Origin of the sequence: Streptomyces sp. G5(2025) (assembly GCF_049542075.1) — a bacterium.
In the GTDB taxonomy this organism is placed as follows: domain Bacteria; phylum Actinomycetota; class Actinomycetes; order Streptomycetales; family Streptomycetaceae; genus Streptomyces.
Window position 1 is genome coordinate 594,453 of the sequence record NZ_JBMUZT010000002.1, and the last position, 23,212, is coordinate 617,664.

Sequence of the window (23,212 nt, forward strand, 5' to 3'; positions counted from 1 at the left end):
ATCTGGTCTAGACCTTGACAGGTACAGACCATTTTCGCTTGAGTCACCGACACCCCCATGGCGGTGGGGCCCGTCCCCGCTCCGCCCGTTAGGAGATGTCGCATGATCAAACGCCTCACCAGCCTCGCGGCCGCACTGGCCGCGGTCGGCGCGCTGATCGTCCTCGGCCCGGCCGCCACCACGGCGTCCGCCGCCGAGTGCGCCTCGCCCTGGAGCTCCTCGACCGTCTACACCGGCGGTAAATCGGCCTCGTACAACGGACACAACTGGACCGCCAAGTGGTGGACCCAGAACGAGACTCCGGGCCGCTCCGGCGTCTGGGCGGACCAGGGCACCTGCGGTGGCGGCACGGGGCCGGGCAACCCCGATCCGTCCGGCTTCGTCGTCAGCGAGGCCCAGTTCAACCAGATGTTCCCGAACCGGAATTCGTTCTACACGTACAAGGGCCTGACCGACGCGCTCAAGGCCTACCCGGGCTTCGCCAACACCGGCAGCGACACCGTCAAGCGCCAGGAGGCCGCGGCGTTCCTCGCCAACGTCAGCCACGAGACGGGCGGCCTGGTCCACGTGGTCGAGCAGAACCAGAACAACTACCCCCACTACTGCGACAAGACCCAGCCCTACGGCTGCCCCGCCGGACAGGCCGCCTACTACGGCCGCGGGCCGATCCAGCTCAGCTGGAACTTCAACTACAAGGCGGCGGGCGACGCGCTCGGCATCGACCTGCTCAACAACCCCTACCTGGTCGAACAGAACCCGGCGATCGCCTGGCAGACGGGGCTTTGGTACTGGAACACCCAGAGCGGGCCGGGCACCATGACCCCGCACAACGCCATGGTCAACGGCGTCGGTTTCGGTGAGACCATCCGCGCGATCAACGGCACCCTGGAGTGCAACGGCGGCAACCCCGCCCAGGTCCAGAGCCGCATCGACAAGTACAAGGCGTTCACGCAGATCCTGGGCACCACGCCCGGCTCGAACCTGAGCTGCTGATACGCGTCCGGGCGGGCTTCAGCCACTGACGCTCCGGGCGGGCCCGCGGGCCGGGTCCGCCCGGTACGTCACGCCACCGGCGACAGCCTCACGTCAGCGGCTCCAGCCGGAACACCGGGTGGCGCGCCGCCTCGGCGGCGAACTCCTCGTCCGACGACTCACCGGTCACCTCGAAGTAGGCCCTGGTGACCGGCACTTCGCGCCAGTACTGCCGCAGCACCGGCACACTCTCCCCGGGCCCGAGCTCGACCACCTTGAGCATCCGCGACCTGCCGCCCCGGCTGAGCCCCACCTGCCCGGCCGCGCGGGCGTTGCGCACCCAGTCGCTCACCCCGTAGGCAGCGACGAGCCAGCGCTCGTCACCGTCCGACATCACGTCGACCGGCGTGGAGTAGGAACGGCCGGTCTTCCTGCCGCGCACCGTCAGGTTGTAGCGGTAGCCCTTGCCGAGGCCGAGCCGGGTCATCGTGTGGAACACACGATTGATCACACGTGTGCCGGCGTTCGTGCGATACGTCTTCGCCATCACCCCTCCGTATGCCGAAAGCACGGAGCTTATGACGCGGCCAGCAACTGGGCGGCACCGAGGCGGGCTTGGCGTGCCGGTTCGGGGGAGCCGGAGATCGCGGCGGCCGTCATGGCCCCCTCCGCGAGGAGGACGAGCGGGGCGACGACACGTTCGGGCCCGCCCGCCGATGCCACAAGACCGGCGAGGTAGTCGTGGAACGCGCTCTTGTGCGCCCTGACGGTGTCGGCGACCGCCGGGTCGACGGCGCCCAGTTCCCCGTAGGCGTTGATGAAGGCGCAGCCCCTGAAGCCCGGTTCGGTGAACCACTCGTACAGCCAGTCATAGACCGCGAGGACCCGCTCCCGGCCCGCCGGGCATCCCTCGACATGGGCGGCGAGCCGTGCCCGCCAGCGTCGGTCCCGGCGGTCGAGACAAGCCCGAACCAGCTCCGCCTTGGCCGGGAAGACCTGGTAGAGCCGTTTGAGGGAGACGCCCGAGGCCGCGCGGACCTGGTCCATGCCGACCGCCTGGACACCGCGCGCGTAGAACAGCTCCTCCGCGGCGTCGAGGAGCCTGACCTCGGCTTCCGCGTGATCCATAGCGCCTCCGAAGAACGTCGAGAACGTACGTTCTCTGACCTTACCGCACCCCTCTCACACACTCGGCACCGTTGCGCGAGAACGGCCGTTCTCGTTAGGGTGGCACACAACCGCGGGAGAACGACCGTTCTCCCTGCCGCCGCATGGAGGAAGCCATGACCGAGCCCGCCGCCCGTCCCCCTGTCCCGCCCTTCACTCCCCAGTCGGCCGCCGAGAAGGTCCGTCTCGCCGAGGACGGGTGGAACAGCCGCGACCCCGAGAAGGTGGCCCTCGCCTACAGCGAGGACTCCCGCTGGCGCAATCGCGCCGAGTTCGTCACGGGGCGCGAAGCCATCGTCGCCTTCCTCTCCCGCAAGTGGGCCCGCGAGCTCGACTACCGCCTCCTCAAGGAGCTCTGGGCCCACTCCGACGACCGCATCGCGGTGCGCTTCGCGTACGAGTGGCACGACGACTCCGGCCAGTGGTACCGCTCCTACGGCAACGAGAACTGGGAGTTCGACGCGCACGGCCTGATGCGCGCCCGCCACGCCTCCATCAACGACCTCCCCATCCGGGAGCCCGACCGGCTGTACCACTGGCCGCTCGGCCGCCGCCCCGACGGCCATCCCGGCCTCACCGAGCTCGGGCTGTGAACCGGGGCCCGGCCCGATAGGCCGGAACGGACCGGTCAGCCGGAACGGACCGGTCGGCCGTGTGTCATCCCCCGCCGCATGGGGCACCCGGTGGGCGACAACGGCCCGGGTCACCAGGCCCGACCGCCCATCGACCGCCAAGGAGGTCCACGTGACCACCGCACGCGACATCATGACGCCGGGCGCCGACTGCGCCGGAGCCGAGGAGACCGTCACCCAGGCGGCCACGAAGCTCACCGAACTCGGCGTCGGCGCCCTGCCCATCTGCGGCACCGACGACCGTCTCAAGGGCGTCATCACCGACCGGGACATCGTCGTCAAGGTGCTGGGCAAGGGGAAGGACCCCGCCAAGGTCCTCGTGAAGGAGCTCGCGCAGAGCGAGGCCGTGACGATCGGCGCGGACGACAGCGTCGACGAGGTCTTCGCGACCATGACCAGCCACAAGGTCCGCCGACTGCCCGTCATCGACGGCCACACGCTCGTGGGCATGGTGGCGCTCGCCGACGCGGCCCGCGCGCTCTCCGACCCCAAGGCCGGACAGCTCCTGGAGGCCCTCTCCACCGACTGACGGCGCGCACCGCCCGGGGGCGGAGCCGCGCGGCCCCACCTCCGGGCGGCGCGCTCCGCCTCTCCGCATGCCCCCGCGCATGCGCCGACCTAGGGTGGAACGGCGGCAGGCCGCCGCCCCCGCCCCCACCGCACCAGCCCGGCCGCGCCAGGCGTCCCGAGGAGGAACGGCATGCCCATCGCCACGGTCAACCCCGCCACCGGTGAGACGCTCGAAACCTTCGAGCCGATCGCGCCCGCGGAGATCGAACGCCGCCTGGCGGCGGCCCACGCCGCGTACGGCCGCCATCGCACCACCGGTTTCGAGGAACGCTCACGCCTGCTCCGCCGGGCCGCCGACCTGCTGGAGGAGGACACCGAGAGCGTCGCCCGCACCATGACCACGGAGATGGGCAAGCCGGTCAAGGCCGCCAGGGCCGAGGCGGCGAAGTGCGTCAAGGCCATGCGCTGGTACGCCGACCACGCCGCGGGCCTCCTCGCGGACGAGCACCCCGCGCAGGCCGACGTGAAGGACTCCGGGGCGTCCCGGGCAGTCGTCCACTACCGCCCGCTCGGAGTCGTACTCGCCGTGATGCCGTGGAACTTCCCGCTCTGGCAGGTTGTGCGGTTCGCCGCGCCCGCGCTCATGGCGGGCAACGTCGGCCTGCTCAAGCACGCCTCGAACGTGCCGCGGACAGCCCTGTACCTGGAGGACCTCTTCCGCCGGGCCGGTTACCCCGAGGGCTGCTTCCAGACGCTGCTCGTCGGCTCGGACGCCATCGAGGACATCCTGCGGGACGAGCGGGTGGCCGCCGCGACGCTGACCGGCAGCGAGCCCGCCGGCCGCGCGGTGGCGTCCGTGGCGGGCGACGAGATCAAGAAGACCGTCCTGGAGCTGGGCGGCAGCGACCCCTATCTGGTGCTGCCGAGCGCCGACATCGAACGCGCCGCGAAGACGGCGGTGACCGCGCGGGTGCAGAACAACGGCCAGTCCTGCATCGCCGCCAAGCGCTTCATCGTCCACGCCGACGTCTACGACGCCTTCCGGGACCGATTCGTCGCCGGAATGCGGGAGTTGGCGGTCGGCGACCCGCTGAGCGAGGAGACCGACGTCGGCCCCCTCTCCAGCGAGCAGGGCCGCGCCGACCTGGAGGAACTCGTCGACGACGCGGTGTCCCACGGCGCGACCGCGCTCTGCGGCGGGCAGCGCCCCAAGGAGCAGGAGCGGGGCTGGTTCTACGCCCCCACCGTCCTCGCGGACATCACCCCGCGGATGCGCATCCACCGCGAGGAGGCGTTCGGCCCGGTGGCCACGCTCTACCGCGTGGCGGGCCTGGACGAGGCGGTGGCGCTCGCCAACGACACACCGTTCGGGCTCAGTTCAAACGTGTGGACCCGCGACGAAACGGACATCGCGCGCTGCGTACGGGACCTCCAGGCGGGCGGCGTCTTCTTCAACGGCATGACCGCCTCCCACCCCGGCCTGCCGTTCGGCGGCGTCAAGCGCTCCGGCTACGGGCGGGAGCTCTCGGGCCACGGCATCCGCGAGTTCTGCAACGCCACGACGGTCTGGCACGGCCCTGCTGAGTAGGCCACGCCGTGGCCGACCAGGGTCAGGAGGAGCCGGACAGCAGCGAATCGTCCGTCGTCCTGGCCCCCGGCAGCCGGTGGCTGGCGGCCACGAGCGCCGCGTCGACGTCGCTGGTGCCGGTGGCCAGGCACAGGCTGTACGCGACGTCCTCGAACTCCTGCCGCGCCGCACCACTCCCCTGATCGGCACGGAGCACCGCCAGGGCCTTGTAGCGTTCCACCAGGTCTTCCAGCACGGCGGGGTGTGCCAGCAGCACGAGGGCCTCCTGCGGTTCGGGTTCAACGTTCACTCACGACCCGCCTGCCCCGCCTCACACGGTCGAATCAGTGCTGTGCCGATCAATTGGCCTGGCTGGTGACCGCGCCGAATTGTTGTTTCTGTGGTTCGTGGGCAGACTCGGTGGCGTGAGCACGTCGAACGGGCAGCCCCGGGACGGGACAGGAACAGGACCTACGGACGACGACCGCCGCGAGACGGAGAGCGAGCGCGCCGACCGCCGCTGGACCGAGCTGATCCAGGAAGTGCGGGTGGCCCAGACCGGGGTGCAGATCCTGTTCGGCTTCCTGCTCACCGTGGTCTTCACGCCGCGCTACGCGGAGCTGGGCGACACCGATCAGAAGATCTACGTCGTGACCGTGATCCTCGGTTCGACCGCGACGGGAGCGCTCATCGGCCCTGTCTCCTTCCACCGCATCGTCTCCGGCCGCCAGATCAAACCGCAGGCGGTGGTGTGGGCGTCGCGGCTGACCTTCGCCGGCCTGATCCTGCTGCTCGGCACGTTGACGGCGGCGCTGCTGCTGGTGCTGCGCGTCGCCACCGACGACACGGTCGTGCCGTGGCTGGTGACCGGTGTCGTCGCCTGGTACCTGCTGTGCTGGTTCGTGCTGCCCGCCTGGGCGCGGCACCGCCACACGTCGGCGAACTGACCCGCGTACGCGCGCCGCGCCGCTCGCAGCCAAAGGGGTCACCGGACGAGGCTCCGTACAGGAGGCCCGCGAACCACTCGGAGAAACTCCTGGTACTCCCCCACCCGCCGCAAGGCTGCCGCCGACCAGCCCCGCAGCCCTCGCTCGTCCCGTTCCCCGACGTACACGACGAGCGCGTCGGTCGTGCATGTCGAGGACACGCTTCTCGCTGAGCCGCCCCTCGACGAGCGACTGGCCCCGCAGTCGATCCGCACGCGTTCGCCGGCCGCGGGGTCCGTGTACGGCACCGCGGGCCGGTCGGTGTCCATGCCGTGCAGAGCGACATCGCGTACGCCGAACCGGATGTCGCCGCGGTCGGCGCGTCCGCGCCGTTCCCGGGCGCGTACCGCCCACTCCTCCAGGAAGCCAGGCAGGACCGGGTCACGGCCGCACAGGTGTGGATCACGGCCGGGCGGGCACCCTGGGTCGGGACAGACGCATGAAGCGATCCGCACTGTTCGTGACGTGTCCCTACCTGTGAGGTCTCAAGTGGTGACCGATGCCGAACCGGCGGAATGTGGAGGGAGGAACGCCCCTAGTGGAGTTCCCACAGACGGGAGATGCCGCATGACCACGCACACGCGGACGTCGATGCCGCCGCCGGTCCGTCCGGCACACCTGCTCGCCCCGCCGGGGGTGTACGCACCTCAGTACGACACCGAACTCCTGACCCGCGCCCTGCACCGCGAAGGTATCGACGAGGGCACCTCCGTCCTGGACCTGGGAACCGGCACCGGAGCGCTCGCCGTCGCGGCGGCCCGACGGGGCGCGCGGGTCACGGCCGTCGACATCTCCTGGCGAGCGGTGCTGACGGCACGGCTCAACGCGCGCCTGTCCGGACAGGCGGTCACCGTGCGCCACGGCGACCTGCGGACCGCGCTGCCGAAGGGCCCCTACGACCTCGTGGTCAGCAACCCGCCCTACGTGCCCTCCCCTTCACCACTGCCCCGGCGTGGCGCGGCGCGGGCCTGGGACGGCGGCCCCGCCGGGCGGGCCCTCGTGGACCGCGTCTGTGACGCCGCGCCCCGCGCCCTGCGCCCCGGCGGCGTCCTGCTGATGGTGCACTCCGCGCTGTGCGACGCGGACGCGACGCTCGACCGCCTCTCAGGGCTCGGCATGGAGGCCGAGGTCACCGACCGGGAGTTCATCCCGTTCGGGCCCGTGCTGCGGTCCCGGCGGGCCTGGCTGCGGCGACGCGGTCTCCTGCGCGACGACGAGAACCGGGAGGAGCTGGTGGTCATCCGTGCCGAACTCCGCTGAACAGCCGCGCCGCGTCACGATCGACCCCGAGGGGCCGCTCCTGGTGGAGGGCCCGGTCGAGGTGGTCGGCGACGACGGCACCGTCCACGCCTCGCGGCGCTTCGCCGTCGCGATCTGCACGTGCCGCCGCAGCCGCGCGTATCCCTGGTGCGACACCAGCCACCGCCGCCGGGCGAAACCGGACGGCGGGCGGACGCGTACGGCGGGCCACCAGGAAACGGACACCGCGTCATGACGGTCTTCGTCGAGTCCCGCCTCCACAGCCCCGAAATCCCGGCCGCGCGCGGCGAACTGTCCGACGCCGTCGCCGCCGCGCTGCTGTACGACGGGCCCGTCGCGCCGCCGCGACAGCAACAGGCGGCGCGCGCCGACCCGTACGGGGACGACCTTCAGCTCGCCCTCTACATCCTGTACGAACTCCACTACCAGGGCTTCCAGGGTGTGCCCGACGAGCGGGAGTGGGATCCCGGATTGCTGGCACTGCGGCACACGTTGGAGCAGCGTTTCCTGACGGCTCTGCGGGCCGATGTGCCGTCGGACCAGAGCGCCGAAGAGGCCCTGGCGGCGCTGCTGGTGGAGCCCGTCGGGCACGACGAGTCGAGCGTCAGCCACCATCTCCAGCGCGACGGGGAGCTGTGGCAGCTCAGGGAGTACGCGGCACTGCGCTCCCTCTACCACCTGAAGGAGGCCGATCCGCACGCCTGGGTCATCCCCCGGCTGCACGGCCGGGCCAAGGCGGCCATGGTGGCCATCGAGTTCGACGAGTTCGGTGCCGGGCGGCCGGAGGAGATCCACGCCCGGCTCTTCGCCGACCTCATGGCCGATCTGGGCCTGGACACGGCGTACGGCCACTACGCCGACGCGGCCCCCGCAGAGGCCCTCGCCCCGGTCAACCTCATGTCGCTCTTCGGTCTGCACCGCGCCCTCCGCGGTGCGCTGGTCGGGCACTTCGCGTCCGTCGAGGTGACCTCGTCGCCCGGTTCGCGGCGGCTGGCCAACGCCTTGCGCCGGGCCGGCGCGGGGCCGGCCGCCCAGCGGTTCTACGACGAGCACGTGGAGGCGGACGCCGTGCACGAGCAGGTGGTACGCCGTGACGTCGTCGGCGGGCTGCTGGCCGCGGAACCGGCGCTCGACGCCGATGTGGCCTTCGGCGTCCGGGCCACCGGCTTCCTGGAGGACCGCCTCGGCGCGCGCCTCCTGGACCGCTGGCGGCGGGGAGACAGTGCGCTGCGTGCGCCGCTGCCCGGGGCGCTCGGTCCGGAAGCCCCGGCGAAGTGAGCCGTACGTCCGTCCGCTCAGCCCTCGGCGCCGGTCGCGCCGTGGGCTGAGCCCACCGATTTCGACTCCGGGCAGCCGCGCTGGCGCAGGTAAACGGAGAAGATGGCCATCGGCCCCACGGCGACACGTACGAAGTTCCGGTCATGGCTCCGGACCGGGATCATCGCTGCATCACTCCCAGCGCCACGCAGTAGGCGAGCCCGCCGACCACCATGAGCAGATACGGATACGGCTTCTCCGGGCGCGGGGTGCATCCGGCCGCGGTGACCTTCCAGCCGCCGGGGAAGGACGGCAGGAAGAGTGTGTCGCGGTCGGTGACGACGTGTGCCTGCCGTTCGTACACGTCGACACCCCGGATGCGGATCGCGCGGGGCAGACCCGCCTCGGGCAGGGCCCGTGCGGCAGGGCGGTTCGCAGGACTGCTCCAGTTCGTCGCGGGTCCCTGGGGCGAGCGCCGCGCAGCCGCGTACCGCGTCGTCCGCGCGCAGACTCGCCTCGAAGCGGGACGCCACCTTCGCGGCGGCGTCCTCACGTGCGTCGGCGTTGCCGCAGCCGGTCAGCGCGCCGACCAGTGCCGCCGCGAGCACTGCCGACCTCACTGCGCGCACCACTTCTGCTCCCCTTCGGGGCGGCCGCTCCATCGACTGCCGCACCCGGCAGCGATCCGCGTGGGGGCGACCGCCTTCCGCCACGGTGCCCGCACGCCACCGACCGGAGCGGAAGGTATGCGCCCGACACGCGTGGTGCGCCCGATCGAGGTGCGCCGGGCGGAGGCGGCCGCCGGTTGCGGCAGGTGGTCCACGTGGCCGGGAGACTCATGCTCCAGGCACGCCGGAGCCCCCAGAGGCACGAACCTCCGGGGGCTGTCCGAACGGGGGGAACCAGGTGATGCGTCCAACGCGCACGGTCCCCGGCCCCGGCACTCCCGGCACCCGCGGGACCCCGGCCCGGGGGCTGCCCGGCGCCCGCAGGCCGGACCGATCGCAGTGCGCCCGACACGCGGGGCTCTCGATCCAGGGCCCCCGGCGCTCCCGAGGCGGACGGATACGGATCGTGGTGCGCCCCGCGCGCGAGGTTCCCCGTCCAGGGGCACCAGCAGGCCCGGGACGAACCGGTCGCAGGGCGCCCGACACGCGGGGCTCCCCCATCAAGGGGCGCCCGCCCTCGCGGGGCTTTCCGGCGTCGCAGGGCCCCGGCCCAGGCTCCCGGCACCCGCCGCGCGCCCCTGGGCCCACCCTGTCGAGCGCGCCTCAAGCGGGCCGTCCCGCCCGCCCTCTCACGCCTTCTCGCGCGGCTCCCCGCGTTCCGCGCCCCTCAGGCGCAGCTGCGTCTGGACCTCCTGGTCGCCGGAGACGGTGCCGGTGACCTTCGCGTCGAAGGCCGATTCGAGCGCCGCGCGCAGCCGGTTCACCGCGACGGGGCCGCCTTGCAGGTCGGCGGTGACGGAGCCCGCGAGGAGAACGCCGGGGATGGATTCCGGGGTGTGCGAGGCGCAGAAGACGCCGGTCCAGACGGCGGGCCGCGTCTCGGCCGTCTGGTGGGGCGCGTCGTAGCCGCGGTCGGACGGGAAGTGCTCGTTCAGCACGGCGAAGACGGTGTCCGCGTCGGCCGGGGAGCAGTCGTCGAGCGCGACTTGCACCAGGTCGGAGTCGGGGTGCTGGGTGGGGGAAGCGGGGTTAGGTGTCTCGTTCACGCTGACTCTCTCCGGTGGGGTCGCTGATGCCTGACAGGGGCACGGGTACCCGGTGCAGGGGCGGGTACCCGGCGGGTCACAGGTCGCGCAGGGCGGGCAGCAGGCTCTTCTCGGCCCACTCGATGAAGGGACGCTGATGGTCGCCGCCCACCTGGACGAGGGCGATCTCCGTGAAGCCGGCCTCGGCGAAGGGGCGTACGGCCTCGACGAAGTCGTCGACATTGTCGCCGCAGGGGATCTGCTCCGCGATGTCCCGCTCGGTGACGAACTGCGTGGCGCCCGCGAAGCCCGAGGGTCCCGGCAGCTCGGAGTTGACGGGCCAGCCGCCCATGGACCAGCGGAACTGGTCGTGGGCGCGGGCCACCGCCGCGTCCTTGTCGGGGTCGTAACAGACGGGCAGCTGCCCCACGCGGGGCTTGCCGCTGCCGCCGTGCCGGTCGAAGGAGTCGAGCAGCTCGGCCTTGGGCTCGGTCGCGATGACGAGGTCGGCGAGGCGTCCGGCGAGGGTGCAGGACCGCTTGCCGGAGACCGCGACGCCGATGGGCGGCAGCTCGTCCGGCAGGTCCCACAGGCGGGCGTTCGCCACGTCGAAGTGGGTGCCCTGGTGGTTCACGTTGTCCCCGGAGAAGAGGGCGCGGATGATCTCGATCGCCTCCTCCAGCATCTCAAGGCGGGTCTGCGGGGAGGGCCAACCGGCGCCGACGACGTGCTCGTTGAGGTTCTCGCCCGAGCCGAGGCCGAGCCGGAAGCGGCCTTCGGAGAGCAGCTGCATCGTCGCGGCCTTCTGCGCGACCACGGCCGGGTGGTAGCGCACTGTCGGACAGGTCACGTACGTCATGAGCGGGATCCGCGAGGTGGCCTGGGCCGCGGCGCCGAGCACGCTCCAGGCGTACGGTGAGTGCCCCTGGGACTCCAGCCACGGGAAGTAGTGGTCCGAGGTGACGGAGAAGTCGAAGCCCGCCTGCTCGGCGGCGACCACATCGTCGACCAGGGCGCGGGGCCCGGCTTGCTCAGTCATCATTGTGTAGCCGATTTGCACCATAATCCATCGTTTTGCCGAAATGGCTCCGCTGAAACCTCCGGCAGTTCCCCGCCACGGAAGGCGCTGCGAACGCGACATGCGGGTAGGGGGGTGACCACGGCGGCATCCGCCGTCCGAGAAGCCACGGAAGAAGCCATGGAAGAGAGGCGGCGTCGCTTGCGCACCGTAGGAGTGGAGGAGGAGCTCCTCCTCGTCGATCGCGAGAGTGGCGAGCCCCGGGCCCTGTCCTCGGCGGTTCTGGCACGAGCGGCCAAGGACATCGCCGAGACGTCCGGGGGCGCCGAGCGGCACGCGGACGACTACCGCGACCCTGAGGAAGAGACGTTCGAGAAGGAGCTGACCGGCCAGCAGCTGGAGTTCGCGACACAGCCCAGGACCAGCATGGACGACCTCATGCAGGAAATCGTCCGGTGGCGTTCCGAGGCGGCGCGGCACGCGGGTGACCTGGGAGCGGGGATCGCCGCCCTCGCCACCTCTCCCCTGCCGGTCAGCCCCTCGATCAACGTGAGCAAGCGCTACCAGTGGATGGAGGAACAGTTCGGCCTCACCACGCAGGAGCAGCTGACCTGCGGCTGCCACGTCCACGTCTCGGTCGAGTCGGACGAGGAAGGCGTGGCGGTGCTCGACCGGATCGGCCCGTGGCTGCCGGTCCTGGTGGCGCTGAGCGCCAACTCTCCCTTCTGGCAAGGGAACGACACCCTGTACAGCAGCTACCGCAGCCGGGTGTGGGGGCGCTGGCCGATGTCGGGGCCGACCGACCTCTTCGGTTCCGCCGAGCGGTACGAGGAGCGGGTGAGCGCCATGGTCGCCACCGGCGTCCTGCGCGACCGGGGAATGGTCTATTTCGACGCCCGGCTGTCCCACCGCTACCCCACCGTCGAGATCCGTGTCGCCGATGTGTGCCTGGACGCGTCCACCACCGTCCTGATCGCGACCCTCGCGCGGGCCCTGGTCGAGACGGCCGCGCGCGAGTGGAAGGCGGGGCGCCCACCGCTGGGGCACGGCGTGAGTGTGCTGCGTCTCGCCGGGTGGCGGGCGGCGCGGTCCGGGCTTGACGACGCCCTGCTGCACCCGGTGACCATGCGACCCGTCCCCTGCGAGGAAGCGGTGACCGCACTCCTGGATCACGTGCGGGACGCCCTGGAGGAGTCGGGCGACCTCGACCTGGCACGCAAGACGGCGACAAGCCTGCTGGAGCACGGCACCGGAGCCCGCGTACAGCGGGAGCTGCTGGAACGCACGGGCAGCCTGGGCGCGATGGTCGCGGAGTGCGCCCGCCGGACCCAGGCGGCGTGACGCGGTCGCCGACGTGACGATTGCCGAGCCTATCGAATTTCGATACATTCCCATCGTGTATCAATCGAAGGAGCGGCAATGGGGAAGCTGACGGTGGGCGCCTTGCGCGGTGTACTGGCGGCGCTGCCGGCCGGCTCGGTGTTCGTCCAGGCGGTGCTGGTGCCGCTTCTGGCCATCGACCTGGAGGGGTCGGACGGTGACCTCGCGTCCCGCCGCGTCCCTGTCGTCGTCATCGTGCTGCTCGGCTTCGTGGCGGCCCAGGTCGTCATGGTCTGCGTCTGGCGGCTCGTGACGATGATGCGGCGCGGCACCGTGTTCTCGTATGCCTCCTTCCGGTACGTGGATGCCGTGACCGGCGCCTTCGTGGCGGCCGCCCTGCTGGTGTTCACGCTCGGGGCGCTCCTGGCACCCGGCGAGGCCGTCGCGCCGGGCGTGGTCCTGCTGGTGGGCGGGGTCGGCGTGGCGGTCCTGGGGGTGGCGCTCATCGTGCTCGTCCTGCGGATGCTGCTCGCGCAGGCCGTCGCGCGCGACGTCGAGGCGCACCGGATGCGGGCCGAGCTGGACGAGGTGATCTGATGCCGATCGCCGTCGACATCGACGTGATGCTGGCCCGGCGGAAAATGTCCGTGGGCGAGCTCGCCGAGCGCGTCGGGATCACCCCGGCCAATCTGGCGGTGCTCAAGAACGGCCGGGCCAAAGCGGTGCGCTTCACGACGCTCGCCGCGCTCTGCGAGGTGCTGGAGTGCCAGCCGGGGGAATTGCTGCGCTGGGAGGCCGAGGACGCCGCGGGCGGGTGACCCCGGCCGCGGCGGCCGCCGGTCCTGCCGCTCGGCCGAGGACCGCGGCGGCCTCGATCCCGACCGGCAGGGGTTTGGGTGCCCGGGGGATCTCAAGGTGCCCTGGGTGCCTGGGGAACCTCAAGGTGCCTTCGGTGCCCGTGGGGCGGTGCTCGCCGGTGGTGCCAGGCGGGCCAGGAGGTCTTGGAGGGTCGCCCGCTCCTCCTCGCTGAGCGCGTCGAGCGCCTGGTGGGTGGCGTGCATGCCGGCACGGATGCTTTCGACCGCGGCCGCGCCCTCCTCGGAGAGGACGACGTTCTTCACCCGCCGGTCGGTGGAGCTCGGTTCGCGGCGGACCAGGCCGCGGCTCTCCAGGCGGTCGACGATCCCGGTCATGTTCGAGGCGTCACAGCGGAACGAGGCGGCCAGGACCCGCATAGGGGCAGGGCCGCCCTGCCGCAGCACGTTCAGCGCCTTGGCCTGGCTGTAGGTGAGGCCCTGCGCCGCGGCGGCCGCGGTCAGGTCTCCGTAGAGGCCCGCCATGGAGGCCCACAGGGCGTCGAGCAGCGTGGCATGGGACGAACCGGGGCGCACGTCAGGTGTCTGGGGCATGGAACCAGCGTAACTCGAAACTTGACGACTTCAACTTTCGGTGTTTACCTCTATCGAGTTGCTTGAGGAGGTCAACCTTCTTGGTTCTTTACCTTCGCATGCCTCAAGTTCCCGCCCCGCCTCGCCGGGGCCGCCATCCCCACGCGCTCGATCAACGGAAGTAACCCCGTGACATCCACACCTCGCGCGGCGCACAGACGCCCCGTAGGAGACACCTCGCTCGTCCTGGTCCTCGGCCTTGCCGCCATGATCGTCTCGATGATGCAGACCCTCGTCGTGCCGATCATGAGCATCATCCAGGGCGACCTCGGCACCTCCACCGCGAACGTCAGCTGGGTCACCACGGCGACCCTGCTGTCCGCCGCGGTCTTCACCCCTCTCCTCGGCCGCTTCGGCGACATGCACGGCAAGAAGCCCACGCTGGTCGGCGTGCTGCTGCTGATGATCGCCGGATCGGTCCTGGCCGCCACCACCAGTTCGCTGCTGTGGCTCATCGTCGGCCGCGTGCTCCAGGGCGCGGCCACCGCGATCTTCCCGCTGGCCCTTTCGGTCCTGCGGGAGCAGATGCCTCCGGCGAAGCTGCACGGCGCGATGGCGATGGTCAGCGGCACGCTCGCGGTCGGCAGCGGTCTCGCGCTCGTCGCGGCGGGCCTGCTCACCCAGGGTTCCGACCCCGACTACCACCGGGTGTTCTGGCTCGCGGCCGGTCTCGCGGTGGTGGCCCTCGTGGGCGTTCTGATGCGCGTTCCCGGGGCGCGGTCCACGGCGGGCGGTCGGACCGACTGGCTCGGGGCGGCGACCCTGGCGGCGCTCCTCGTCCTGCTCCTGCTGCCGATCTCGCAAGGGCACGAGTGGGGCTGGACCTCCGGCCGCACCCTCGGCCTGTTCGCCGGCGCCGTCGTGATGGCGGCCGTCTGGACGCTGGTGGAGCGCACGGTCCGCGAGCCCATGGTGGACATGCGGATGTTCGCCCACCGGCCGGTGCTCTTCACCAACCTCGCCGGGCTCTTCCTCGGCTTCGCGATGTTCTCGCAGTTCATCGGCGTCGCGTACCTGGTGCAGATGCCGAAGGACCTCACGGGCTACGGCTTCGGGGCCTCGGTCCTGCGGTCCTCCGTCGAGTACCTGCTGCCGACGACGGTGATCTCGCTGGTCGCCGCGCAGTTCGGCGGCATGCTCGTCGGACGGATCGGGCCGCGGTTCACCCTCGCCACGGGCGCCGTCTTCGGCGTCGCCGGCTTCGCCTGGCTGACCGCCGCGCATGACACGTCGGCGTCGGTCATCCTCGCCGGGATGCTGATCGGCGTGGCCATCAGCTTCGGTTACGCCGCCATGCCCGCGCTCATCGTGGCCAGTGTCCCGCACCACCAGACGGGCATCGCCAACGGCCTCAACTCCATCTCCCGGTCCGTCGGCAGCGCGATCGCCAGCGCGATCATCACCTCCCTGCTGGCCTCCAAGACGCTGGAGAACCTGCCGGCGGGTGCACCCGCGCTGCCCGCCGAGAGCCAGTTCACGCTCAGCTTCGCCCTCGCCGGTGTCGCGTTCGTCCTGATCGTGGCGGTGGCGCTGGTCGGCCTGAGCAGGGGCCGTACCCAGTTGCGTACATCGAAGGCGGCGGACAGCGCGGCGGCCGGAACGGTGACCGCCGAGCCCGCGAAGGCGGACGTCACCGCCTGACGCGACCTCAGGGCAGCATCGGCAGCACGGTCACGGCGTCACCCGGTTACCGCCGAAGGACACCACCAGCCGGCCGTCCGCGGCGAAGGACCACTTCAGCGCGCCGGTGTACGCGGAGCACCGGGAGCCGTTCGCACCGGACCAGAACTGGTTCGAGCCGTCGACGTCGCCGACGACCTTGTCGTTCGCCCCGCTGCCGCCGCGGCACGAGACGTTGTCCCGGAAGACCGTGGTGCCGGCGTCGAACGAGAAGTTGCGCTGGGCGTTGCCGACGCCGATGTTGCCCGACATCGTCATCCTGCCGGGGTTCCTGTTGTAGGTGAACCCGTGCTTGCCGTTGTTGTGGGCGATGCTGCGCTTGATCACGTGGTCGACCGCGATGTCCTCGCCGCCGAGTTTGTAGCCGTTGCGGTCGCCGTTGGAGTTCACGGTGCCGTCGGACAGGGTGCCGTTGGTGTGGGAGAGCGAGTCCTCGATGGTCACCGGGCCGATGGGCCCGGTGTCCGTCTTGGTGTAGAGGTCCCAGCCGTCGTCGATGTTGTGGTGGGCGACGGCGTAGCGGAAAACGTTGCCCGGGCCGGTGGTGAGCTTCGAGGCGAAGCCGTCGGCGTCCTCACCGTCCGAGTCGGCGTTGTCGTGCGACTCGGCGCTCAGGATGAGGTTGTGGGACGGCCACTGGTCGCGCGGGGTGCTGGAGGCCATCCGCGAGAGTTGCAGCCCCGAGTCGCGGTTGAAGCGGGTCACGGTGCGCTCGATGACGTTGCCGCTGCCACCGACGAAGATGCCGTTGTCACCGGCCCGTTCGACGATGATGCCCTTGACGTGCCAGTACGCGCCGTTCACGGCGAGCCCCCGGTTCGCGGGGTCCTCGGTCATCGCCGAGAAGTCGAGCACGGGCGTCTCGCCCGGGTAGGCGGAGAGCTGCGTGCGGGCGGCGGGGGTGCCGTTGCTGCCCGCGGGGATGGTGACCGTCTTCGTGTGGCGGTACGTCCCGCCCCGCAGGTGGATCGTGCCGCCCGGAGTGACGCGGGAGATCGCCGAGGTGAGCGTGGTCGGGTCGGCCTGGGTTCCGGCGGCGCCGTCGGTGCCGTTCGGCGCCACGTACAGCGCGGCCGCGGACGGCGGCGGGGTGGTGCCGGCCGCTTCGGCGTCGACGTAATCGATGTTGGGCAGACCGGCTGAGGTGGTGGGAACGATCCGGATGGTGTTGCTGCCCGAACTGACCGGCACGGTCAGCGTCTTCGTCACCCACGTGTCCCACGTGCCGGTGCTCTCGAACGACGCCGACGCCGACGCCGACGCCGACGCGGCCGTCGAGCCGTTCACCGTGATGTTGGCGGGCCGCGCGGCGCCGGAGCCGTTGGCGAAACGGATCTGCAAGGTCGCCGTGCCCGAGGCGGGCGCGTTCACCGTGACCTGCACGTGGGCACCGACCGCGTTGTCGGCGTTGCAGAAGCCGCTGCCCGAGTAGCCGCCCCAGTCGGAGTCGATGGCGCCGGTGCAGACCGCGGGAGTGCTCTCCGCCTCATGACGGGTGGGCGCGGCCTGCGCCGTGGTGGCGGACAGAGCGACGAGTGAGCCGGCGAGGAGGCCGACGGACGCGATGACTGGTCTCGATTTCACCGTTCGTCTCCAGGTTTCGAGTCGAGGGGAAAGCGCTTTCTCTGCGCTTTCCCAGGACCGTAGGCGCTTGCCGTGGGCACGTCAATAGACACGTATATGATTACGTGCCATATACGTGAACACCGTGCAGCGGGCTGAAAGCCTGAGGATGCGCCTCCCCGACGTGGCTGCGCCCCATGCGACATGATCGGATGACCGGATGACCGGGAGACAGGGGGAAGGCAGCATGATCCACGCCACGGCAGGTGGACCGCGGAGCACGACGTGGTCGGCCCGGTCGGCACGCCCGTACGCGTTACTCCTGAGCATGGTGCTCATGGCGGGAGTCGGCTGCACGGGCGGCGGCGGCTCCTCATCAGGCCGAGCGGTATCGGGCCGAGCGGGCGCGCCCGGCGTCGGCGACGCGCTGTTCCCCTCATTGGGGAACGGCGGCTACGACGTCTCGCACTACGACTTGACCATCGCCTACACCCCGGAGACCAACCACCTCAAGGGCACCGCGGTCATCACCGCCCGCGCCACCCAGGATCTGAGCCGCCTCAACCTCGACTTCACCGGCCTGAAAGTGCGCGGCACCGCGGTGAACGGCGCGGATGCCCGATTCTCGCGCCAGAAGGACGAGTTGACGGTGACGCCCGTCCGGCCACTGCGGAAGGGCCGGACGTTCAAAACGACCGTCGAGTACGACGGCACGCCCCGGATGATCGAAGACGCCGATGGAGCGGTCGAGGGCTGGATCGAGACGGACGACGGCTCGACCGCCCTCGGTGAACCCACCGGTTCCATGGCCTGGTTCCCGGGCAACCACCATCCTTCCGACAAAGCCGCCTACGACATCACGGTCTCCGTGCCCAAGGACGAGGACGGCGACCCCTACGACGTGGTCGCCAACGGCGAGTTGAAGAAGGAGGAGGACACCGGGGACCGCGTCGTCAGGCACTGGCGCAGCGAGGAACCCATGGCGAGCTACCTCGCGAGCGTGGTCGTCGGCTACTTCGACATCTACAAGAGGTGGACCTCCGACGACCTGCCCGTTTACGTCGCCGTCGACCCGGACGAGGACGAGCCCGCGGGCTCCGACGACGTACGGGACCTGGTACCGGAGATCACCGACTGGGCGAGCGAGCGCTTCGGCCCGTACCCCTTCTCTTCCGTGGGCGCCGTCGTGGACCATCTCCCCGACCTCGGTTACGCCTTGGAGACCCAGACCAAGCCGTACTTCGACTCCGCGCCCGAGGACACGCTGTTGGTGCACGAGCTGGCGCACCAGTGGTTCGGCAACTCGGTCACGCCGCGCGAGTGGAAGGACATGTGGCTGAACGAAGGCTTCGCCACCTACGCGGAGTGGCTCTGGCAGGAGGATCACGGCGGCCGGACCGCCCAGCAGACCTTCGACTCCTTCTACGACGGCAGTCACCGCGAGAGCAAACACATCTGGGACTTCCCTCCGGGCGATCCGCCCAGGAGCGGCCAGGTGTCGGATCCGCCGGTGTACGGCCGCGGCGCCATGACGCTGCACAAGGTGCGCGAGGAGGTCGGCGACGAGGTCTTCTTCGGCATCCTCCAGGAGTGGACCAAGAAGTACCGGCACAAGAACGCAGACACCCAGGACTTCATCTCCCTGTGCGAGAACAGGTCAGGGGCCGATCTCTCCGGCGTGTTCAAGACCTGGCTCTTCGACAAGAAGAAGCCGTCGAACCCCTGACGTGGTTCACCGCTCGCCGTCCTCCGGACCAGGACCGTGCAGGACGTGCGTGGCGGCCAGCTCGCGGTACGCCCGGCTGTGGGCGAGGAGGTGGTCGTGGTGGCCCGAGGCCACCGTGTGGCCGTCTTCGAGGACGACGATCCGGTCGGCGTGCCGCACGGTGGAGAGGCGGTGGGCGATGACGAGGACCGCGCAGTCCCGGCTGATGTCGCTCAACGCCCGGGTGAGCGCCCTCTCGTTGACGGCGTCCAGGTGTGAGGTGTGTTCGTCGAGCAGGAGCAGTCGTGGGCGGGCGAGCAGGGCGCGGGCCAAGGCGACGCGTTGGCGTTCTCCCGCCGAGAGGGTGCCGCCGTGGTCGCCGAGTCTGCCGTCCAGGCCGCCGGGCAACCGCCGCACCACGTGGTCGAGCCGGGTCAGCCGTACGACGCGGAGGATCTCGTCGTCCGTGGCGTCGAGGGCGGCGTAGGTGATGTTCTCGCGGAGTGTGCCCTCCAGTACGTGGGTGTTCTGGTCGACGAGGGCGATGCCCGCGCGGCACTGCCGGCGGCTCAGGGACGTCGCGGGGCGGCCGTCGAAGCGGATGGTCCCGGTGTCGGGGTCGTAGAGCCGTGCGATCAGGGAGAAGAGGGTGCTCTTGCCGGCTCCCGAGCGGCCGACGAGCGCCACGAGTCCGTGATGCGGCACGGCGAAGGTCGCTCCGCGCAGGACCGGTCGGCCCGGTACGTAGGCGAAGTGGATGTCGGTCAGTTCGAGCGCGGGGGCCGGGGCGCACGGGGTGGTGCCCGGCAGCGTGCCGGAGACGTGGGCGGGCTGCTCCGCGGGTTCCTCCGGGAGGGCGAGGACTTCGTCGATCCTCAGGTACGCGCCCGTGCCGCGCTGGATCAGGCCGATGGCGCGGAACACCGACGACAGGGGCATGACCAGGTACGAGGCGTACAGCAGGAAGGCGACCAGGTCCCCGAGGGAGTCCGCTCCCCGGCCGCCGACCCGCATGCCGCCGACGACCAGGACCAGCAAGAAGGAGCCCTGGACGGCGAGTTCGACGGCGCTGCTCATCACGGCGGCCAGCTTCGCCGTCCGTACGCCCGACCGGTGGGCCGAGTCCACCCGCTCGCCGATGCGGTGCGCCTCGCGTTCCTCGGCCCGGTACACCCGGACCACCGGCAGGGCGGCGAGGGCCCGCTCCAGTTCGGCGGCGACGGCGCCCACGGAGGTCTGCATCTGCTCGGACGCCACCCGCATGCCCTTCAGGAGCGTGGCGACGACGGCCGCGGCCAGGGCCACCGTCGCCACGACCAGGAGCAGCAGCAGCGGGTCGAGCCACAGCATCAGCAGCAGCGCCCCCGCCGAGACGAGGCAGCCGGTGAGGAGGTCGACCAGGGCCTGGGAGACGACGTCCCGCAGCAGGGTGGTGTCGGCGGTGACGCGGGAGACCAGGTCGCCGCGGCGGTGCCGGTCCATCTCCCGCATCTCCAGCCGCAGCAGCCGCGAGACGAGCCCGTGGCGCACCATGCGGACCACGCCCTCGCCCATGCGGTCCAGCAGGAAGCGCCCCATCGCTCCCGTGGCGGCCTCGGCGACGAAGAGGCCGGACAGGAGCAGCAGGAACGGCCACAGCATCTCGCCGCGGGCGCTGGAGTCCACGACGTGCTTGGCGATGAGGGGCTGGGCGAGGCCGAGGGCGGACGCGGCCAGGGTCAGCCCGGCCGCCAGGGCGATACTGGGCCGGTGTCCGGACGTCAGACGGAACAGCGAGGCGACCGAACCTCCCGTCGTACGGTCCGTGGACGGCTTCGACCGTCCCGTTCCGCGGTCGTCCGGGCCGGTGCCGGCCGGGGCGTCGTCCGCGACGGCGGTGTCGCTCACGTCCCCGCCCGCCGCGCCGGGGCCACCGTCACAAGGCGCGCGAAGTAGTCGTCCGGGACGCCCTCCCCGACGGGACGGCCCCCTGCCTCGATCCAGGCATGGGCGGAGAACGGCGGTACCTTGCGCACCCCGGTGCACCAGGTGGGCCAGGTGCCGTGCACCCGGCACAGCAGGGCGGCCCCGAGCGAGCGTGGGAGGCAGCCGCGCGGACCCGCGCAGCGCAGGCTGACCGCGCACAGCGCCTCGCGGGCCGCGGCGGCCTGCGCGGGGGTGGCGGGCCGCGCGCCACGGCGTACGCGCTCCAGTACGGCGCGGATGTGCCGCGGCGGCAGGAACGACAGGGCCAGCGCGGGGACGAGGACCAGGCGGGCCGTCAGTCGGCGGGCGAGGGGGACGCCGGTGGGCCGGTCCAGGGCACTGGGCGTGGTCATGAGACCAGTCCCGCGTTCCGGAGGTCGCGTACCAGTGCCGTCACGTCTTGCTGCGCGCGGTCGGGGTCGATGGCGAACTGGGCGACGAGGGCCGTGACGGCGGCCGCCTCGTCGCCGTCTTCCATGAGTGTTCGCACCACCAGGGCGCCCGTGGGGTTGAGTTCCCAGTAGTCACCGGTGCGCTGGTCGAGGAGCACCGTTCCGTACTGCGTCTCCGCGGTGGAGACGTCGGTGCCGAATCGGAGCGTCATGGGATCAGGCCTTTCTGGTGCGGGGCGTGGTCCCGGGTGCGCAGCCACACCTCGCACGCGATGGTCGAGTAGAGGATCGCGTCGCGCAGGCCCGGCGCGGAGGGCCGCTGGGCGAGCCGGCGCAGTTCGCCGCCGTCCACCAGGCCGAGGCTTTCCAGCCGGGAGTCGGTCCACAGAGTCAGCAGGTCGCCCCGGTGGCGGCGCAGTCCGTCCGACGCGTCCATCGACGCCTCGGCCTTGTTGGCACGCCGCAGGCACTCCTCCGGGACGATTCCGCGCATCGCCTCGGTGAGCAGCGGTTTGTACTGCCACGGCGTGACGCGGTCGTCCGGCCGTACCGCCAGGCACGCCTCGATCACGCGGTCGTCCAGGTACGGCGACGCCATCGGAAGTCCCGCCCGGGTCGCCATGCGCTCCCACTGGCGGATGATGCGCGTACAGGTGCGGATCAGTTCCAGGTCGGTGTGCAGGCCACGGTCCGCGTGCAGCGGCTCGGCCCGCGCGGCCGAGTCCAGCAGGGCCCGCCGGACGAGCCGTTCCGTCTCGGAGGTCATCCAGGGGAACAGGCGGGGCGACATCCCCCAGCCGAGGCTTCCCGTGACGGAGGAATCCGGCATCGGAGCGCGCAGCCGGCGCACGGAGTCGGCCAGCCAGCGGGGGTACGTACGGGAGTCGGCGAGGGCACGCGCCGTGGCGCCCAGCGGCCAGGTCCACAGGGCGCGGAAGCCCCGCAGTTGACGCAGCGCGTACAACGGGCGGGTGCGCAGCAGCCGGTGGTAGTACGCCTCCGAGCACCAGGCGACGTGGTCGCCGCCGATGCCGGTGAGGTGCACCTGGCTGCCGCGTCCGGCCAGCCACGGCAGGTGTTGCAGGACGCGTGAGCGGTCCATGACCCCGATGGTCGGCTCGTCGAGGAGGTCGTCGATGCCGAGCAGGTCCGAGTAGACCAGGGCCGACGCGTCCGCGTCCCAGACGACGTGGTCGACCTTCGGCAGGTGCTCCGCCGCCTGCCGGGCCCAGGCCAGATCGGTGTCTGCGGGGTCCCGTCCCGGCCAGGTCGCCGCCACTACGGAAGCGGTGGAGCGGGCGGCGAGGAAGCAGACGGAGGTGGAGTCCAGGCCGCCGGAGAGGTCGCAGCTGACCACGCCGCCCGGCCGGGTCCGCACCGCCACGGCCTCGGCCAGCGCCTCGCGGACGGCGGGCGCGCCCTGTTGGATGGTGCGGGTCGGCTCCGGGGGCCGCCACCAGCGTGACGTGCGGACCCGGCGTCCGTCCGCGGAGACGATCAGGGCGTCCTCCGGGGAGACCGCGTCGACTTCCTGCCAGAGCGAGGTCTCGTACAGCGGATGGGGCACGGGCCACAGGAGCCGGGTGGCCAGTCGGCCGGTGTCCGGCTTGCTCCCGAGGGCCGTGGCGAGCAGGTCCGCGCTCGTCGCGGCCACGTGGACGCCGCCGATCCGCGCGTGGAAGACCAGCCGCAGCCCGGAGGCGCTGCCCTGCACCCTGAGCTGCCCGTCGTGGGTGGCCACCAGGTGGAAGCTGCCGGGCAGGGACCGGGCCAGGACGTCGAGTTCGGTGAGGTCGCGCATGCGGGCGGCCCGGCGTTCGAGCTGCCGCGGGTCGGCCGGACACCACCCGACGGCGGCCAGGGCCGTGTTGCCGGCCCGGGCCACGGTGATTTCCGTACCCGACCAGCGGCCGATCAGCCAGGGGCGGCCGGAGGCGTGCGGCAGGACGCGGGTACCGGGGTGACGGAAGAAGCGGGCCGCGACGGCCGCCTCCTCGCGGTCGGGAAAGACCGCGAAGTGGGCGTCGCCGCGGCCCGGTTCCGCACTCTCATGCGTGTCTGACATGGAGTCGCGTTA

The 23,212-nt window shown here is 71.5% G+C and carries 27 protein-coding genes; 14 read left to right on the forward strand and 13 right to left on the reverse strand.

Annotated elements, in window-relative coordinates; all coding sequences use genetic code 11:
* The first annotated feature begins 102 nt into the window (after nt 1–102).
* The gene (locus ACOBQB_RS03000) at nt 103–993 is read left to right on the forward strand and encodes a glycoside hydrolase family 19 protein (RefSeq protein ID WP_423588539.1); all 891 of its coding nucleotides are present in this window, start codon (nt 103–105) and stop codon (nt 991–993) included.
* An 88-nt stretch (nt 994–1,081) separates the two neighbouring features.
* On the opposite strand, the gene ACOBQB_RS03005 is transcribed toward ACOBQB_RS03000, so the two are convergent.
* A complete protein-coding gene (locus ACOBQB_RS03005) occupies nt 1,082–1,519 on the reverse strand; it encodes a nitroreductase family deazaflavin-dependent oxidoreductase (protein WP_423588541.1) in 438 nt (145 codons plus the stop codon).
* Nucleotides 1,520–1,548: 29 nt separating this feature from the next.
* A complete protein-coding gene (locus tag ACOBQB_RS03010; protein ID WP_423588543.1) occupies nt 1,549–2,100 on the reverse strand; it encodes a TetR/AcrR family transcriptional regulator in 552 nt (183 codons plus the stop codon).
* Nucleotides 2,101–2,255: 155 nt separating this feature from the next.
* Between ACOBQB_RS03010 and ACOBQB_RS03015 the strand changes: the two genes are divergently transcribed.
* The 3 genes from ACOBQB_RS03015 to ACOBQB_RS03025 all read left to right on the forward strand — a co-directional run bounded on the left by ACOBQB_RS03015 (nt 2,256) and on the right by ACOBQB_RS03025 (nt 4,869).
* On the forward strand, nt 2,256–2,732 hold the full coding sequence (locus ACOBQB_RS03015; RefSeq protein WP_423588545.1) for a DUF1348 family protein: 477 nt from the start codon (nt 2,256–2,258) through the stop codon (nt 2,730–2,732).
* A gap of 151 nt (nt 2,733–2,883) precedes the next feature.
* A complete protein-coding gene (locus ACOBQB_RS03020) occupies nt 2,884–3,300 on the forward strand; it encodes a CBS domain-containing protein (protein WP_423588547.1) in 417 nt (138 codons plus the stop codon).
* Nucleotides 3,301–3,471: 171 nt separating this feature from the next.
* Nucleotides 3,472–4,869 carry an NADP-dependent succinic semialdehyde dehydrogenase gene (locus ACOBQB_RS03025; RefSeq protein WP_423588549.1) on the forward strand — a complete coding sequence of 466 codons (1,398 nt, stop codon included), beginning with the start codon at nt 3,472–3,474 and terminating at the stop codon, nt 4,867–4,869.
* Nucleotides 4,870–4,891: 22 nt separating this feature from the next.
* Here ACOBQB_RS03025 and ACOBQB_RS03030 read toward each other — a convergent pair whose 3' ends face one another.
* Nucleotides 4,892–5,125 carry a DUF5133 domain-containing protein gene (locus ACOBQB_RS03030; RefSeq protein ID WP_423590354.1) on the reverse strand — a complete coding sequence of 78 codons (234 nt, stop codon included), beginning with the start codon at nt 5,123–5,125 and terminating at the stop codon, nt 4,892–4,894.
* Nucleotides 5,126–5,273: 148 nt separating this feature from the next.
* Between ACOBQB_RS03030 and ACOBQB_RS03035 the strand changes: the two genes are divergently transcribed.
* The 5 genes from ACOBQB_RS03035 (at nt 5,274) to ACOBQB_RS03055 (ending at nt 8,372) form a co-directional block, all read left to right on the forward strand.
* Nucleotides 5,274–5,795 carry a DUF6328 family protein gene (locus ACOBQB_RS03035; RefSeq protein ID WP_423588551.1) on the forward strand — a complete coding sequence of 174 codons (522 nt, stop codon included), beginning with the start codon at nt 5,274–5,276 and terminating at the stop codon, nt 5,793–5,795.
* Between the two features lie 311 nt (nt 5,796–6,106).
* A complete protein-coding gene (locus ACOBQB_RS03040; RefSeq protein ID WP_423588553.1) occupies nt 6,107–6,277 on the forward strand; it encodes a hypothetical protein in 171 nt (56 codons plus the stop codon).
* Between the two features lie 124 nt (nt 6,278–6,401).
* Entirely contained in the window at nt 6,402–7,094 is a 693-nt protein-coding gene (locus tag ACOBQB_RS03045) for a HemK2/MTQ2 family protein methyltransferase (protein WP_423588555.1), read from the forward strand.
* Nucleotides 7,078–7,329, forward strand: coding sequence for a CDGSH iron-sulfur domain-containing protein (locus ACOBQB_RS03050; protein ID WP_423588556.1), 252 nt, complete (start codon nt 7,078–7,080; stop codon nt 7,327–7,329). The genes ACOBQB_RS03045 and ACOBQB_RS03050 overlap by 17 nt, the downstream gene beginning before the upstream one ends.
* Nucleotides 7,326–8,372 carry an iron-containing redox enzyme family protein gene (locus ACOBQB_RS03055; RefSeq protein ID WP_423588558.1) on the forward strand — a complete coding sequence of 349 codons (1,047 nt, stop codon included), beginning with the start codon at nt 7,326–7,328 and terminating at the stop codon, nt 8,370–8,372. Before ACOBQB_RS03050 ends, ACOBQB_RS03055 begins: the two co-directional genes overlap by 4 nt.
* Nucleotides 8,373–8,389: 17 nt before the next feature.
* Here the strand turns inward: ACOBQB_RS03055 and ACOBQB_RS03060 are convergent, their stop codons facing one another.
* From ACOBQB_RS03060 to ACOBQB_RS03075, 4 genes are all read right to left on the reverse strand, one after another.
* Nucleotides 8,390–8,536 (reverse strand): DUF6766 family protein, encoded by a 147-nt coding sequence (locus tag ACOBQB_RS03060; RefSeq protein ID WP_423588560.1) that lies wholly within the window; start codon nt 8,534–8,536, stop codon nt 8,390–8,392.
* The gene (locus ACOBQB_RS03065; RefSeq protein ID WP_423588562.1) at nt 8,533–8,715 is read right to left on the reverse strand and encodes a hypothetical protein; all 183 of its coding nucleotides are present in this window, start codon (nt 8,713–8,715) and stop codon (nt 8,533–8,535) included. Before ACOBQB_RS03065 ends, ACOBQB_RS03060 begins: the two co-directional genes overlap by 4 nt.
* 933 nt (nt 8,716–9,648) lie before the next feature.
* Complete coding sequence (locus tag ACOBQB_RS03070) at nt 9,649–10,065, reverse strand: hypothetical protein (RefSeq protein WP_423588564.1); 417 nt, start codon at nt 10,063–10,065, stop codon at nt 9,649–9,651.
* 76 nt (nt 10,066–10,141) lie between these two features.
* Entirely contained in the window at nt 10,142–11,107 is a 966-nt protein-coding gene (locus tag ACOBQB_RS03075; RefSeq protein WP_423588566.1) for an LLM class F420-dependent oxidoreductase, read from the reverse strand.
* A gap of 156 nt (nt 11,108–11,263) precedes the next feature.
* On the opposite strand from ACOBQB_RS03075, the gene ACOBQB_RS03080 reads away from it, so the two are divergent.
* The 3 genes from ACOBQB_RS03080 (at nt 11,264) to ACOBQB_RS03090 (ending at nt 13,200) form a co-directional block, all read left to right on the forward strand.
* Nucleotides 11,264–12,403, forward strand: a complete 1,140-nt coding sequence (locus tag ACOBQB_RS03080) for a glutamate--cysteine ligase 2 (protein ID WP_423588568.1) — start codon at nt 11,264–11,266, stop codon at nt 12,401–12,403.
* Nucleotides 12,404–12,481: 78 nt separating this feature from the next.
* Entirely contained in the window at nt 12,482–12,979 is a 498-nt protein-coding gene (locus ACOBQB_RS03085) for a DUF2975 domain-containing protein (protein WP_423588570.1), read from the forward strand.
* Nucleotides 12,979–13,200: a helix-turn-helix domain-containing protein gene (locus ACOBQB_RS03090; protein ID WP_423588572.1), complete on the forward strand. Its 222-nt coding sequence runs from the start codon at nt 12,979–12,981 to the stop codon at nt 13,198–13,200. Before ACOBQB_RS03085 ends, ACOBQB_RS03090 begins: the two co-directional genes overlap by 1 nt.
* Before the next feature lie 120 nt (nt 13,201–13,320).
* Here ACOBQB_RS03090 and ACOBQB_RS03095 read toward each other — a convergent pair whose 3' ends face one another.
* Entirely contained in the window at nt 13,321–13,791 is a 471-nt protein-coding gene (locus ACOBQB_RS03095) for a MarR family winged helix-turn-helix transcriptional regulator (protein WP_423588574.1), read from the reverse strand.
* A 168-nt stretch (nt 13,792–13,959) separates the two neighbouring features.
* Between ACOBQB_RS03095 and ACOBQB_RS03100 the strand changes: the two genes are divergently transcribed.
* On the forward strand, nt 13,960–15,471 hold the full coding sequence (locus tag ACOBQB_RS03100) for an MFS transporter (RefSeq protein WP_423588576.1): 1,512 nt from the start codon (nt 13,960–13,962) through the stop codon (nt 15,469–15,471).
* A gap of 30 nt (nt 15,472–15,501) precedes the next feature.
* Here ACOBQB_RS03100 and ACOBQB_RS03105 read toward each other — a convergent pair whose 3' ends face one another.
* A complete protein-coding gene (locus ACOBQB_RS03105) occupies nt 15,502–17,094 on the reverse strand; it encodes a carbohydrate-binding protein (RefSeq protein ID WP_423588578.1) in 1,593 nt (530 codons plus the stop codon).
* A gap of 316 nt (nt 17,095–17,410) precedes the next feature.
* On the opposite strand from ACOBQB_RS03105, the gene ACOBQB_RS03110 reads away from it, so the two are divergent.
* Nucleotides 17,411–18,799, forward strand: coding sequence for a M1 family metallopeptidase (locus tag ACOBQB_RS03110; RefSeq protein WP_423588580.1), 1,389 nt, complete (start codon nt 17,411–17,413; stop codon nt 18,797–18,799).
* Nucleotides 18,800–18,805: 6 nt separating this feature from the next.
* Here ACOBQB_RS03110 and ACOBQB_RS03115 read toward each other — a convergent pair whose 3' ends face one another.
* Genes ACOBQB_RS03115 through ACOBQB_RS03130 form a run of 4 tightly spaced genes read right to left on the reverse strand, consistent with a single transcriptional unit; the run spans nt 18,806 to nt 23,200 of the window.
* Entirely contained in the window at nt 18,806–20,665 is a 1,860-nt protein-coding gene (locus ACOBQB_RS03115) for an ABC transporter ATP-binding protein (protein WP_423588582.1), read from the reverse strand.
* Nucleotides 20,662–21,096 carry a lasso peptide biosynthesis B2 protein gene (locus ACOBQB_RS03120; RefSeq protein ID WP_423588584.1) on the reverse strand — a complete coding sequence of 145 codons (435 nt, stop codon included), beginning with the start codon at nt 21,094–21,096 and terminating at the stop codon, nt 20,662–20,664. Before ACOBQB_RS03120 ends, ACOBQB_RS03115 begins: the two co-directional genes overlap by 4 nt.
* Nucleotides 21,093–21,347, reverse strand: coding sequence for a lasso peptide biosynthesis PqqD family chaperone (locus ACOBQB_RS03125; RefSeq protein ID WP_423588585.1), 255 nt, complete (start codon nt 21,345–21,347; stop codon nt 21,093–21,095). The genes ACOBQB_RS03120 and ACOBQB_RS03125 overlap by 4 nt, the downstream gene beginning before the upstream one ends.
* The gene (locus ACOBQB_RS03130; protein ID WP_423588586.1) at nt 21,344–23,200 is read right to left on the reverse strand and encodes a lasso peptide isopeptide bond-forming cyclase; all 1,857 of its coding nucleotides are present in this window, start codon (nt 23,198–23,200) and stop codon (nt 21,344–21,346) included. Before ACOBQB_RS03130 ends, ACOBQB_RS03125 begins: the two co-directional genes overlap by 4 nt.
* Nucleotides 23,201–23,212 lie beyond the last annotated feature (12 nt).